This window comes from Sedimentimonas flavescens, assembly GCF_025154035.1.
Classification (GTDB): Bacteria; Pseudomonadota; Alphaproteobacteria; order Rhodobacterales; family Rhodobacteraceae; genus Rhodobacter; species Rhodobacter flavescens.
This window is the reverse complement of the sequence record NZ_JAOALJ010000002.1, coordinates 614,379-627,101: the sequence shown is the minus strand read 5'-3', so window position 1 is coordinate 627,101 and position 12,723 is coordinate 614,379. Positions and strand designations below refer to the sequence as shown.

Annotated in this window: 13 protein-coding genes; 12 read left to right on the top strand and 1 reads right to left on the bottom strand. The window is 63.2% G+C overall.

The window, feature by feature from the left end:
* Positions 1–67: 67 nt before the first annotated feature.
* Positions 68–823: a ubiquinone/menaquinone biosynthesis methyltransferase gene (locus N3C64_RS06425; RefSeq protein WP_260013003.1), complete on the top strand. Its 756-nt coding sequence runs from the start codon at positions 68–70 to the stop codon at positions 821–823.
* 8 nt (positions 824–831) lie between these two features.
* Positions 832–1,713 (top strand): 1,4-dihydroxy-2-naphthoate octaprenyltransferase, encoded by an 882-nt coding sequence (gene menA, locus N3C64_RS06420; RefSeq protein ID WP_260013000.1) that lies wholly within the window; start codon positions 832–834, stop codon positions 1,711–1,713.
* 69 nt (positions 1,714–1,782) lie between these two features.
* Here the strand turns inward: menA and N3C64_RS06415 are convergent, their stop codons facing one another.
* On the bottom strand, positions 1,783–2,238 hold the full coding sequence (locus tag N3C64_RS06415) for a copper chaperone PCu(A)C (RefSeq protein ID WP_260012998.1): 456 nt from the start codon (positions 2,236–2,238) through the stop codon (positions 1,783–1,785).
* A 199-nt stretch (positions 2,239–2,437) separates the two neighbouring features.
* Between N3C64_RS06415 and nosZ the strand changes: the two genes are divergently transcribed.
* From nosZ to N3C64_RS06365, 10 genes are all read left to right on the top strand, one after another.
* Entirely contained in the window at positions 2,438–4,723 is a 2,286-nt protein-coding gene (gene nosZ, locus N3C64_RS06410) for a Sec-dependent nitrous-oxide reductase (protein ID WP_218628955.1), read from the top strand.
* A gap of 117 nt (positions 4,724–4,840) precedes the next feature.
* A complete protein-coding gene (locus tag N3C64_RS06405) occupies positions 4,841–5,440 on the top strand; it encodes a c-type cytochrome (protein WP_218628954.1) in 600 nt (199 codons plus the stop codon).
* Between the two features lie 11 nt (positions 5,441–5,451).
* Complete coding sequence (locus tag N3C64_RS06400) at positions 5,452–6,162, top strand: c-type cytochrome (RefSeq protein WP_260012996.1); 711 nt, start codon at positions 5,452–5,454, stop codon at positions 6,160–6,162.
* Between the two features lie 66 nt (positions 6,163–6,228).
* Positions 6,229–7,410: a hypothetical protein gene (locus N3C64_RS06395; protein ID WP_218628952.1), complete on the top strand. Its 1,182-nt coding sequence runs from the start codon at positions 6,229–6,231 to the stop codon at positions 7,408–7,410.
* A gap of 8 nt (positions 7,411–7,418) precedes the next feature.
* A complete protein-coding gene (gene nosD, locus N3C64_RS06390; protein ID WP_260012992.1) occupies positions 7,419–8,702 on the top strand; it encodes a nitrous oxide reductase family maturation protein NosD in 1,284 nt (427 codons plus the stop codon).
* On the top strand, positions 8,699–9,466 hold the full coding sequence (locus N3C64_RS06385; RefSeq protein WP_218628950.1) for a 4Fe-4S dicluster domain-containing protein: 768 nt from the start codon (positions 8,699–8,701) through the stop codon (positions 9,464–9,466). The genes nosD and N3C64_RS06385 overlap by 4 nt, the downstream gene beginning before the upstream one ends.
* Positions 9,463–10,440 carry a NapH/MauN family ferredoxin-type protein gene (locus tag N3C64_RS06380; protein WP_218628949.1) on the top strand — a complete coding sequence of 326 codons (978 nt, stop codon included), beginning with the start codon at positions 9,463–9,465 and terminating at the stop codon, positions 10,438–10,440. Before N3C64_RS06385 ends, N3C64_RS06380 begins: the two co-directional genes overlap by 4 nt.
* 10 nt (positions 10,441–10,450) lie before the next feature.
* Positions 10,451–11,314: an ATP-binding cassette domain-containing protein gene (locus N3C64_RS06375; protein ID WP_218628948.1), complete on the top strand. Its 864-nt coding sequence runs from the start codon at positions 10,451–10,453 to the stop codon at positions 11,312–11,314.
* A 1-nt stretch (position 11,315) separates the two neighbouring features.
* Complete coding sequence (locus N3C64_RS06370) at positions 11,316–11,819, top strand: nitrous oxide reductase accessory protein NosL (protein WP_260012980.1); 504 nt, start codon at positions 11,316–11,318, stop codon at positions 11,817–11,819.
* Positions 11,820–11,824: 5 nt separating this feature from the next.
* Positions 11,825–12,715 (top strand): ABC transporter permease, encoded by an 891-nt coding sequence (locus N3C64_RS06365; protein WP_218628946.1) that lies wholly within the window; start codon positions 11,825–11,827, stop codon positions 12,713–12,715.
* Positions 12,716–12,723: the final 8 nt, after the last annotated feature.

Genomic DNA, 12,723 nt, shown 5'->3' with positions numbered 1-12,723 from the left:
CAAAGAAACGATCCGCGTCGGGCAATAGCCTGTGCGCGGAAACGACGATTCACCGAAGGACAGGACGATGCCGCGCGCAAGCCAACTTGATGATCTGCGGACCAGCTTCGGCGAACAAAGCGTTGCCGAGGAAATCCGTCGCGACGAGGTCCGAGCGCTGTTTGATCGCATCGCCCCGCGCTACGACCTGATGAACGACTTGATGAGCTTCGGCACCCATCGGCTGTGGAAGCGCAAGGTGATTTCCCGCGCGCTGCATCATCTTCAGCCGGGCGAGGCGCCGATCGTCGATCTTGCGGGCGGCACCGGCGATCTGGCGATTGCGCTGCGGGCGGCTCTGCCCGGGCGGCGCATCATCGTGACCGACCCTTCGGCGGGGATGCTGGGCGTTGCGCGCGAGCGGGCGGGGGATGCGCTCGAATATCTTCAGGCGGCGGGCGAGGATCTGCCCCTGTCCCCGGCGTCGGTCGCGATGGTGACGCTCTCGTTCGGGCTGCGCAACATGAGCGATCCGGCGCAGGGCCTGCGCGAGGTTGCACGGGTGCTGGCGCCGGGCGGGCATCTGGTGCTGCTAGAGTTTTCCAAGCCAGATCCGTGGTTTGCCCCTTTCTATGGCATTCACGCGCGTCATGTGATCCCGCGGCTTGGCGCCCTTGTGGCGCGCGATCAGGGCGCCTACCAATATCTTGTCGAGTCGATCGAGCGCTTCCCCGCGCGGCAGGACATGGCGCGCGAGATTGCCGCCGCCGGGTTGGAGCTGGTTGAGGAACGCGCCTTCGTCTTTGGCGTGGCCCGGATGCAGATAGCGAAGAAACCGCAATGACCCAAAGTATGTCCGACGTCAGAGAGCGCCTTGCAAGCCTGCCGCGCCCGGCGCTCTGGATCATGGCGGCACGGTTCAAGACGGTCAGCCTGTCGCTGATGCCGGTGTTGGCCGGAAGCTGGCTGGCGGCGGGGCAGGGGCTGTGGCGGCCCGATGTGACGCTGGCGGCGATGCTGGCCGCGGCCGCGATCCAGATCGGCACCAACCTGTGGAACGATGCCGCCGATGCCGAGCGCGGCGTGGATCGCGACGACCGGCTTGGCCCGCCGCGCATGACCGCACTTGGGCTGCTGAAAGCGCCTCAGGTGCGGCGCGGGGCACTGGCGGCCTTTGGTGTCGCCGTGCTTGCAGGGCTTTACCTGACAGCGCTTGGCGGCTGGCCCATCGTGGCGATCGGGCTTTCGTCGCTGGCCTTCGGCTATCTCTACTCGATGGGGCCCTACCCGATGTCGGGCCTGCCTTTTGGCGAGGCGCTGGTGATCCTGTTCTTTGGGCTCGTGGCGGTTTCGGGCACGGCCTGGCTGCAAGATGTCGCGCCGCTTGCGCCGCAGACGCTGGCGCTTGGGGCGATGATCGGTCTGCCGGGCGCGGCGGTTCTGATGCTCAATAACCACCGCGACCGGGCGCAGGACGCGCGCGCCGGGCGCCGTACGCTGGCTATCGTGATCGGCGACCGCCCCTCGCGGCTGGTGTATTTCGCCTTCCTGCTGGGCGCGCTGGCGGTGGCGGCCTGGCTTCGGCCTGCGCTGACGTTGGCCCCCGCGGGGCTGCTCGCACTTTGGCTCGGCCATGCGATGTGGCACTGGCCGATCTCGGCGCGGCTGAACCGGCTGATCGCGCAGACCGCACTGTTCCAGATGCTGCTGCTGATCGGCGTCATCGCCGCCTGAGGCGATGCGTAAAAGGAAAGGGCCACCGAACGCCCGGTGGCCCCCGAGGGATGCTTGAACCGCAGGGACTCAGTTCATCGCACCCGCACGCTTGACGGGCAGTTCGATCGCAACCTCGCCCGCCTTTTCGAAGACCAGAGTGACGGGCACCTGCGCGCCCTCTTCCAGCGTTTTGGTCAGATTGATGAACATCAGGTGCAGCCCGCCGGGCTGGAGTACGGCCTCGCCGCCTGCGGGAATGTCGATTGCGTCAACCTGACGCATCCGCATCATGCCGTTGTCATGCACGTGGGTGTGCAGTTCGGGTTGGGTGCAGGCGGGCGAGCGGAAAGCCACAAGCCGGTCCTCGGGGCCGGTCGAGCGGATGGTCATGAAACCCGCTCCAGCGGCCGCAACCATGGGCGATGCGCGCATAAAACCGCCCGAAATCTCAAGCCCGGGCGCGGTTGCCTCCTGTGCGAGGGCGCCAATTGGCGCAAGAACAAGCATCATTGCGCAGCCAAAGATCGCGGAACGTCGTTTCATCGGGGGCCTCTTTTCCGGAATGATCGAGGCATATCAGGTGCCTCGCCGACAACCTGCGTCCAAACTGGTATTCAAGCCTTAACATATGTCAAGGCGACTCCCTCACCTACATGTGAAGAGAGTCGCGGCGCAGCTTACGGGCCGTCTGCGTCATCGGGAAACGCGTCCAACGCAAACGGCTCGAAAGCGAGGGCAAACAATGGTCAAGACCATTCACAAGCGCCTGCTTGCCACGACGGGAATCGTGGCCATGAGCATGGCTATGAGCGCTTCTGCGGAAACGCTCGACGAGGTGATGGCGCGGCGCGGCCTGACCCAGCAGGATCTGGTCTCCGCGGCGAAAACCTACACCCCGACCGGCGGGCGCGATGAGTTCATCGTGTTCTCCTCGGGCGGTCAATCGGGCCAAGTCATGGTCTATGGCGTGCCGTCCATGCGTATTCTGAAATACGTCTCGGTGTTTACGCCCGAACCGTGGCAGGGCTACGGCTTCGACGAGGAATCGAAAGCGATCCTCGAGCAGGGCAAGATCGACGGGCGGGAAATCCAGTGGGGCGATACCCACCACCCGGCGATCACCGAGACCAACGGCGACGTCGATGGCGAATACCTGTTCATCAACGACAAGTCGGCCCCGCGTGTCGGCGTGATCTCGCTGCATGACTTCGAAACCCAGCAGATCGTCGTCAACCCGATCCTGCAATCCGAACACGGCGGCACCTTCGTGACCCCGAACTCGGAATACGTGATCGAGGCCGCGCAGTATCCGGGCGTTCTGGGCCGCGGCTATGCGCCGCTGTCGCAGTTCAACGAAAAGTTCCGCGGTGCTGTCACCTACTGGAAGTTCAACCGCGAAAAAGGCCGCATCGAGCCCGAGAACTCGTTCTCGATCGAACTGCCGCCCTACAGCCAGGACTTGTCTGACGCCGGTAAGCTCGTGTCGGATGGCTGGTCGTTCACCAACTCGTTCTGCGCCGAACGCTATGTCGGCGGCATCGAGTCGGGCCGTCCGCCCTTCGAGGCCGGCTGCTCGCAAAACGACACCGACTATCTGCACATCATCAACTGGAAGAAGGCAGAAGAGGTCTACAAGGCCGGCAAGGTCACCATGATCAATGACCACCCGGTCATCAGCATGGAAACCGCGATCGCCGAGGGCCTGGTGTACCTTGTCGCCGAACCGAAATCGCCGCACGGCGTGGACGTTTCGCCCGACGGGAAATACATCATCGTCGGCGGCAAGCTCGACACGCAGGGTTCGGTCTACTCGTTCGAGAAGATCAAGGCTTCGATCGATGCCGGCAAGTTCAGCGGCACGGACCCCTACGGTATCCCCGTGATCGCCATGGAAGACGCGATCCACACGCAGGTGCCGCTCGGCCTTGGTCCGCTGCATACCCAGTATGACAGCAAGCCTTGCGTCGTCTACACCTCGCTCTACGTGGACAGCCAGGTTGCCAAGTGGGACTATTGCGAAGGCAAGGTGCTCGACAAGATCTCGATCCACTACAACATCGGCCACCTCGTGGCGATGGAAGGCGAGACTGTCAATCCGAAGGGTAAATACCTGATCGCCCTGAACAAACTGGCGATCGACCGGTTCAACCCCGTGGGCCCGCTGCATCCGCAGAACCACCAGCTGATCGATATCTCGGGCGACAAGATGGAACTGCTCTACGATATGCCGGTGCCGCTGGGTGAGCCCCACTACGCCACCGCCATCTCGGCCGAGAAGCTCCAGCCGCTGGTCCGTTACAAGTACGGCACCAACTCGCGCACGGGCGAACGGCACGAAGGCGCGGTGCGTCCGGGCCAGGAGCGCATCGAGCGTGACGGCACGAACGTCAAGGTCTACATGACCGCGATCCGTTCGCACTTCACCCCGGAAATCGTGGAAGTGAACGAAGGCGACACCGTCGAGTTCATCATCACCAACTCCGAGCGTGCAGAAGACGAAACCCACGGCTTCTCGGTTTCGACCTACAACGTCAACTTGTCGCTTGAACCCGGCAAGACCGCGACCGCGAAGATCGTCGCCGACAAACCCGGTGTCTTCTCGTACTACTGCACCGAGTTCTGCTCGGCGCTGCACCTCGAGATGACCGGCTTCCTGGCCGTGCGTCCGAAGGGCTACGTCGAAGAGGCCGGTGCTGTGACCGAGGGTCAGACCTACAGCAAGGATGACTACGACAAGCAGACCGCGAACAACGTGGCGACGCAGGAAGTCATCGACTCGGTCGTGACCTACATCACCGAGCGCAACTTCAAGGACTTCCCGGAAGTTGTCTCGCTGGTGGAAGACGCGACCGACCAGCTGAACTTCGCCGCTGAGGCCAAGGCCAAGGCCGAAGCCGCAGCCGAGAAGGAAGACTGGCAGAACGCGACCCTCTGGGCCGGTCAGTGGTGGCAGTACCAGGTTAAAGCCGCCGATATCGGTCTGCGCGCCAAGAACTTCCTGGATGAGCACGGCGCTGTGAAGCAGTGACGTGATCCTGGGCGGCGGCCATCAGGGCCGCCGCCTTCTTCCCTGCCAGATACGAGGATTGCGCCAATGCGTCCCATCTTGAACAGCCTTCTCGCCGCGGCGCTTACGTGCGTCGCAATGCCCGCACTCGCTGAAGGCCCGGACGAGGGCAAGAAGATTTACATGACCAAGTCCTGCATGGCCTGCCATGGCATGAAGGGCGCGAAGCCGGTGATGACCTATCCCGCGCTGGCCGGTCAGAATGAGAAATACCTGCTGCAGCAGCTCAAGGATATCAAGGCGGGTAAGCGCTTGGGGACCGTTGACGAGACGACGGGCCATCCTTTCGTGCAGGGCATGATCGATGTCATGCATCTGGTGACCGACGACGATCTGAAGAAGGTCTCCAAATATCTGGCCGATCAAGCGCCCGGCGCGCCCAAGCCGCTGGACCCCCCGCCCGATGCCGAGACGCTCGCTGCGGGTGAAAAGGCGTTCAACTCGCTTGGTTGCAAGTCGTGCCACGGCGCCGAAGGCAGCAAGCCTACCAGCAAGAATTATCCCTTCGTCGCCGGTTTGAACCGCGACTACCTCATCCGCGCGATGACCGAGATGCGCGACAAGGTGCGCGTCAACGGTCAGTCGAAGCTGATGTTTGGCACGATCAAGAAGGCCTCGGACGAAGACATTTCTGTCATCGCCACCTGGCTGTCGCAGATCGACCGTTCCGCAAAATGAAAGGACCAGCCATGAAAGCCACTCTTCTTTCCGCCGCTCTCGTCGCGCTGGCACTGCCCGCGCTGGCTGCGGGCACTGTCGACACCTCGTCGTGGAACCAGGGCGGGGGCGAACAGGATGAAGCGCTGCACCTGACCCCGAACTACGAGAACGGGATCGAGGTCTATGAGGTCTGCTCGGCCTGCCACCAGCTGAACGGTTGGGGCCTGGACGACGGCACCTTCCCGCAGATCTCGGGGCAGCACTACACCGTCATCATCAAGCAGCTCGCCGATATTCGCGCGCTGAACCGCGACAACCCGACGATGTATCCCTTCGCGCTGCCCTCGGAAATTGGCGGCTCGCAGGCGATCGCGGACGTGGCCGAGTATATCTCGAAGCTGCCGATGAACCCCAATAACGGCGTCGGCAAGGGCGACGATCTGGAGTTGGGTGCGCAGCTTTACAAGGACAACTGCGTGCGTTGCCACGGTGAGAACGGCGAAGGCGACAACGACAAGTTCTATCCGCGCATCCACGGCCAGCACTACAACTACCTTGTGCGTCAGTATCAGTGGATCAAGGAAGGCAAGCGCCGGAACGCCAACCCGGACATGGTGCAGCAGATCCAGACCTTTACCGAGCGTGACACCCTGGCGGTGCTCGACTATGTCTCGCGCCTCGAGCCGCCGGCGGAACTGGTCGGCGATCCGGATTGGGTCAACCCCGACTTCGACTGGTAAGACCATGCGCCGGGCGGGAGTGCTTTCCCCGCCCGGTTGCCCACATAGCCTGACAGGACCTCACCCATGGACAAGGCCGCCACCGACAAACGCGGGATCGTTTACCGCGTACTGACCCTTATTTCCGTTTGCCTCATTGCCGCTTCCTTTTTCAGCCCCGGTTGGTGGGTGTCGCTGACGGCCCCGAACTACCCTGAGGCGACCTTCCCGCAGGGGATCCGTATCCTCTTCCACATGGACTCGGTGCGCAACGGCTGCGATATCCGCGACTCGACCGAGGTCGAAGAGAACGAAGCCCTCGACTGCGTCCACGAGATGGACACGATCAACCACTATGTCGGCATGTATCCGATCGCCTCGGGCGGCCCTGTCGAAAAGGCCTATTCGCCCTTCCTCTTCGGGATGATGGGGGTGATGCTGCTGGCTTTCGCGGCGCCGGGGCGCAACGCGCGCATCGCCGTGTCGGTGGTCGGGTATGGCGCCGTCGCGGCCTGGATGACGCTGGCGATGCATGGCGAGAACGGGATCTCGAAACATACCACCGCCTATCTTGAGGGGCTCGTCGTGTCGCTGGGGCAGGATTCCGGCGAAAAGGTGGACGACTCGAACCTGTCGCCGATCGTGAAGATGCTCAAGCAGTCGCTTGAGGAGAGCGAGGCCAAGGAAACGCCGGTGGTCGCAGGCACTGGCGACAAGCAGGCGCTGATCGACAACCTGCGCGCCAACTACAACATCGACAACAACAAGAAGCCCACGGATCAGCAGGAAGCGTGGAGCGGCTCGGTCATGCAGGTTTTCGAGTGGCACTATGCCAAGTCGCTGGCCCGCTGGTTCAATGAACCCGAGCGTAACGACCCGCTCGTCGCCACCATGAGTTCGGTCGCGCAGGTGCTCTATGTCGTGATCCTGGCCTTCATGGCGCTGATGGTTTTCGCTGCCTTCTCGGCGCGCTCGGTCTTCTACTGGCTGCTGGTGCTGGTGCCGATGGCGCTGCCGGTGGGTTTCCTTGCGGAATACGCCGGTTGGCTGTGGTGGTACGGGCATAGCCTCAACGAGATGGGGGCCTTCACGCTCAAGCCCTTCATGCCGACGGTGTTTGGCGACGGCAAGGTGGCGCAGTTCACGACCCACAGCTATCCTTCGACCGGGTTCTTCCTGATGCTTGCCTCCTCGGCGGTCCTGCTTCTGGCGGCGCTGATCCGCTTCAAGCAGATCCGTCTTGCGGGTGATGCTGCCGCCAAGATGTGAGCCATGCCATGCGTGCCGCCTCGATTGCCCTTCTGTTGATGGCCCTTGCGGCCCCGGCCTTGGCCGAGACGCTGCAAGAGCGCATCGACGCCGCCCCTGATGGCGCCGAGATCGTTCTCGAACCCGGCAACCATCAGGGCCCGCTGGTCATCCGCCATCCGGTGGTGATCGACGGGCAGGGCGCGGCGGTGATCGACGGGGGCGGCACCGGCACGGTGGTTACCATCGAGACCGATGGTGTCACGCTCAAGAACCTGACGATCCGGAACTCGGGCCGTCTGCACAACAAGGTCGATGCCGGGCTGCGCATCCACGGCAATTTCAACGTGGTGCGAGATGTACGCATCGAGAACAGCCTTTTCGGCCTGGATCTCTCGGAGGCCAGCAACAATGTGCTGCGCCGCAACTATATCAGCTCGAAGGATATGCCGCTGGAGATGCGCGGGGATTCCGTGCGCATCTGGTATTCGAACGACAATATCTTCGAGCAGAACCATGTCGAGCACAGCCGCGACTTCGTGATCTGGTATTCCAGCGGCAACAAGATCCGCGACAATCGCATCCAGCACGGCCGCTATGGCATCCATTTCATGTATGCCCATGAGAACGATGTCGAGCGCAACGAGATCTCGGACTGCGTCGTGGGCGTCTTCCTGATGTATGCCAACGATATCAACGTGCGCGGAAATCAGATCCTGCGGGCATGGGGCGCCTCGGGGCTGGGCGTGGGGTTCAAGGAAACCTCGGGTGCGGTGGTCGAGGACAACGTGATCCTGGGCAATGCGGTGGGTATCTATATCGACCCCTCGCCCTGGGATCCGGACAAGACCAACGAAATCCACCGCAATCAGATCGCCTACAACGGTGTCGGCGTCGAGTTCCACACCGACTGGGAAGGCAACAACTTCTCGCAGAACAACTTCCTGTCAAATTTCACCCAGGTGTCGGTGCGCGGCCGCGGCACGGCGCTGCGCGAGGGCTGGAACGGCAATTACTGGGACGACTACGCGGGCTTTGACGCCGATGGCGATGGCGAGGGCGACGCGCCCTACGAGATCTACAACTATGCCGACCGGCTGTGGATGGATGTGCCCTCTGCGGCGTTCTTCCGGGGTGGGTTGGCGCTTGCGGCGCTCGATTTTGTCGAACGCCTCGCACCCTTCACCGAGCCCCGTCTGCTGGTTCGCGAAACGCGCCCCTATGAGCAGGCGGTGAACCACAGTGCCGCGCAGACCGAAACCGCGACGCGCGTCGAGAAACCGACAACCGCGCTGGAGATGCTTACGCAATGACCGACGGCTCCGATACCCCGAAGAAACCCCGCCTGACCCGGCGCGAGCTGGAGCGGCGGCGCCTGATGCTGCGCACAGTGGGGCTGGGCGTGGCCGCCGTGGCTGCGGGCCTCGTCGGCTGGTATCCCGTCTATCGCCAGATGTTTGACCGGCTGCGTCCGCCTGGCGCCCTGGCCGAGAAGGACTTTCTGGCGTCCTGCATCAAATGTGGCCAATGTGTTCAGGTCTGTCCGGTCGAAGCGATCAAGCTGGCCGATGGCGATGAGGGCTACGGTCTCGGCGTGCCCTATATCGACGCCCGCGCGCAGGCCTGCGACTTCTCTTGCGATGCGGTGCAATGCGTTCTGGCCTGTCCGACGGGGGCGCTGAGCCACGCGATCGCGACCAAGGAAGAGGTCACCATGGGTTTCGCGCGGCTGGCGCGGCCCGAATCCTGTCTTGCCATGAAGGGCGAGGGTTTTACCGGCCTTGCCCGCGGCTACGACTTCACCGGCCTTCTGCGCTACGAAGAGATCGACCGGTGGGAACCGCAACCCGTCGCCTCGCATCCCTATGAGCTGGAGCTGTGCGACCTGTGCGTGCGCGAATGCCCCATCCAGGGCGCAATCAGCCTTGAGAGGATCTCGGAGGATCCGGCCGATCCTCGGCGCATCCCCACCGTGCACAAGGCCTGCGTCGGCTGCGGCACCTGCGAGATGATCTGCCCCGCCGAGCCCGCCGCCATAATCATCGACACCGAACTGACCCTGGAGGCACAATCATGAAGTGGTTCCTGCACAAGCTGGCGATGATGTTCGGTGCCGACCCGCGCAAGGCCGCGCCGACCGAGGAAACCGATGCCGCGCGCGAGATGAAGCGCTACAAGAAGACCCCCGAGCAGGTCCAGAAGCGCAAGGCGATCATCGATCACGAACACCAGTATCCGCTGGTCAGCAACAAGTGGCGCAACATGCGCTGGGCCTCGATCATCCTGATCAACGCCCTGTTCATCATTTCCTTTGCGTGGGACGTGCAGCTGGTCGAGGGCTCAATGTCGGCCTCGCGCTTCCTCGGCTTTCACATGGCCGACCCGAACGCGGCGCTTCAGGTCTTTCTGGCTTACAAGGAACTGGTGCTGAACCTCGTGATCGGTACCGTAACGGTCGTGCTTTTGTGGTGGATCGTGGGCGGGCGGGCGTTTTGCTCCTGGGCCTGCCCCTATCACCTGCTGGCCGAATGGGCCGAGGCGCTCCACCTCTTCCTCGCGAAGCGCGGTTGGGTCAAGGATCACCCGTTTCATCGAGGTCTGCGGGTGGTGCTATGGGTCATCTTCATGGGCCTGGCCTTCTTCACCGGCTACACGGTTTTCGAATACATCAACCCGGTGGGCATCGTCAGCCGCGCGCTGATCTATGGCCCGACCGTCGCTGTCGTCTGGGTGATCTTCCTGCTTGGGATTGAGGTCTTCTTCTCTCGCCGGTTCTGGTGCCGCTATGTCTGCCCGATCGGGCTGACTTATGGCATCACGGGCGCTGTTGCACCGGTCCAGATCAAATACGATCTCGAAAAATGCGTGCATGAAGGGGAGTGCAGGGCGGTTTGCCTTGTGCCGCATGTGCTGGAGATCACGAAGATGGGCTATGCCTCGGACACCACGGAATTCATCGGGCCCGATTGCACGCGCTGCGGGCTATGCGTCGATGCCTGCCCGCAGGAAGCGCTGAGCTTCACGATCCGCGGCCTCGACAAGATCGTCTGAGGAGGGCGACATGATCACCATCGACCGCCTGACAAAACGCTTCGACCGCCGCGCGGTTCTGGATGAGCTGACGCTTTCGATCGCCGCGGGCGACCGCATCGCGCTGATCGGCTCGAACGGTGCGGGCAAGACGACGCTGTTTCGCTGCCTGCTCGGTCAATACCGGCATGACGGGCGCGTCGGTTTCGACGGCGCTGGCGCCGGGCGCCGCGATGCGGGTGCGCTCGCGCGTATTGCCTTCGTGCCGCAACTGCCGCCGCCGCTGCGTATGCCAGTGGGCGAGTTGCTGGGCTTCGCCGAAAAGGGCGCCGGGGCCGACCGCGCGCTGATGCAAGCGATTGCCGAACGCATGGGCATCGACCTCGACGAGGTGAAGAAACGCCCCTTCTACCGTCTCTCGGGCGGGCAGAAGCAAAAGATCCTCGTGACTGTCGCGCTTGGCCGCAACGCCGATCTGATGATCTTCGACGAACCCTCGGCCAACCTCGACCCGGCGGCCCGCGCGGTCTTCATCGACCTGCTGGCCGAGCGCCGGGATGCCTCGATGCTGATCGCCAGTCACCGCCTGGAAGAAGTGGCGCCGCTGGTCAATCGCGTGATCGAGATGGACCGCGGCCGCGTGGTGCTGGACGATGCGGTGATGGATCGCCTCAAAGCGGGTGAGTTCCGCCGCGCCGAGATCGTGCTGTCGGCACCGCATGCGCCTTTCGCGCTGGCTTTGTCGGGCTGGGGGTTTGAGGCCAATGGCGCGGGCACGCGCTTCACCGGCCCTGTGCCCGCCGCCGAGACTTTCCGTTTCCTCGGGCTTTTGGCCCGCTATGGCAGTCTGATCGAAAGCCTGTCGCTTGATCAGCAACCTGAGAGGGTGAATTGAGATGTGCAGACGTTGTCACGGCCCCTCCCGTCGCCAGATGATCGCGCTGCTGGCCGCAGCACCGCTGCTGGCTGCCTGCAAGCCGCAATCCGAAGGCCCCGAGCCGATCCGCTGGGGTCGCGAGACCTGCGAGATCTGCGGCATGATCATCTCCGAGCCGCAATACGCCTCCGAGATCCGCGGCGGGCCGGATCGCAAGCTGGTGAAGTTCGACGACATCGGTGATGCGGTGAACTGGCTTGAGGAACAGCCCTGGAAAGACGCACCCGATATCGAGTTCTGGGTGATGGATTACGACAGCGGTACTAAGGGCGATGCCTGGATGGATGCGCGTCAGGCCCATTACCGCGCGGGCATGGTTTCGCCCATGGACTACGGCTTTGCGGCGGTGCGCCATCCCGCCTCGGATACGGTCGATTATGCCACGATGAGGGTCGAGGTGCTCAAACGCGGCTTGACTTGGCGCTGCGTACCGGGTGCGGATGGGGAAGGACACCGAGGATGAACGCAATGACCCCTGAACCCGTGCTGCGCGAGGCCCCCACCTCTCGCCGCGATCCGGCCGTGACGCCGCGCACCGGGCTTGGCCTGATGCTGCGGCTCGAACTGTCGGAGTCGCTGCGCTCGCGCTGGTTCCATTTCTATTCTTTCGTGGCCATCGGCCTGATGCTGCTGCTGATCACCACCGGCATTTCCGAAAGCCGGGTGCTGGGCTTCACCGGGCTCTCGCGGCTGCTGGTGACCTATATCCAGATCATGATGGCAGTGCTGCCGTTGTTCATCGTCGTCACCACCGCGCGTTCGATGGTGGGGGACCGTGAGGCGGGCAACCTCGAATATATGCTGGCCTTCCCGGTCTCGTTGCGGACCTGGTACTGGGGGCGCTTTCTTGCGCGACTGATGCTGGTGCTTTCCCCGATCTTCGCCGCACTGGCGCTGGCCGCGGCCTATGGCGCGGTGATGGGGCATGAGGTGCCCTGGCGCCATGTCGGCCTCTATTCCGGCCTTGTCGCAGCGCTCGCGACCTGTTTTCTCGGGATCGGCTTCCTGATCTCGTCCGTGTCGCGCTCGACCGAAGTCGCACTCGGCGCGAGCCTGCTGATCTGGCTGACGCTGGTGGCGTTTCTTGACCTGCTGTTGCTGTCGATCCTGATCCAGCAACGCTTCGTGCCCGATTTCGTCATCGGCATCGCGCTGGCCAACCCGCTGCAAAGCTTCCGCACGGCCTCGATGATCCTGTTCGACCCGCAGTTGATCCTGCTGGGCCCGGCGTCCTACGTGATCCTCGATCACTTCGGAGTGGCGGGCTATGTCGCCTGGGCGATGGCCTATCCGACGGCGCTTGGCGCGGCCCTTGCGGGCTTGGGATACTGGCGTTTCTCGCGCGGGGATCTGGTCTAAGAAAAACG

Excerpts from the sequence above, each read along its gene's own strand:
- N3C64_RS06425 (WP_260013003.1), top strand. The coding sequence starts at position 68 with ATGCCGCGCGCAAGCCAACTTGATGATCTGCGGACCAGCTTCGGCGAA.
- menA (WP_260013000.1), top strand. The coding sequence starts at position 832 with ATGTCCGACGTCAGAGAGCGCCTTGCAAGCCTGCCGCGCCCGGCGCTC.
- N3C64_RS06415 (WP_260012998.1), bottom strand. The coding sequence starts at position 2,238 with ATGAAACGACGTTCCGCGATCTTTGGCTGCGCAATGATGCTTGTTCTT.
- nosZ (WP_218628955.1), top strand. The coding sequence starts at position 2,438 with ATGGTCAAGACCATTCACAAGCGCCTGCTTGCCACGACGGGAATCGTG.
- N3C64_RS06405 (WP_218628954.1), top strand. The coding sequence starts at position 4,841 with ATGCCCGCACTCGCTGAAGGCCCGGACGAGGGCAAGAAGATTTACATG.
- N3C64_RS06400 (WP_260012996.1), top strand. The coding sequence starts at position 5,452 with ATGAAAGCCACTCTTCTTTCCGCCGCTCTCGTCGCGCTGGCACTGCCC.
- N3C64_RS06395 (WP_218628952.1), top strand. The coding sequence starts at position 6,229 with ATGGACAAGGCCGCCACCGACAAACGCGGGATCGTTTACCGCGTACTG.
- nosD (WP_260012992.1), top strand. The coding sequence starts at position 7,419 with ATGCGTGCCGCCTCGATTGCCCTTCTGTTGATGGCCCTTGCGGCCCCG.
- N3C64_RS06385 (WP_218628950.1), top strand. The coding sequence starts at position 8,699 with ATGACCGACGGCTCCGATACCCCGAAGAAACCCCGCCTGACCCGGCGC.
- N3C64_RS06380 (WP_218628949.1), top strand. The coding sequence starts at position 9,463 with ATGAAGTGGTTCCTGCACAAGCTGGCGATGATGTTCGGTGCCGACCCG.
- N3C64_RS06375 (WP_218628948.1), top strand. The coding sequence starts at position 10,451 with ATGATCACCATCGACCGCCTGACAAAACGCTTCGACCGCCGCGCGGTT.
- N3C64_RS06370 (WP_260012980.1), top strand. The coding sequence starts at position 11,316 with ATGTGCAGACGTTGTCACGGCCCCTCCCGTCGCCAGATGATCGCGCTG.
- N3C64_RS06365 (WP_218628946.1), top strand. The coding sequence starts at position 11,825 with ATGACCCCTGAACCCGTGCTGCGCGAGGCCCCCACCTCTCGCCGCGAT.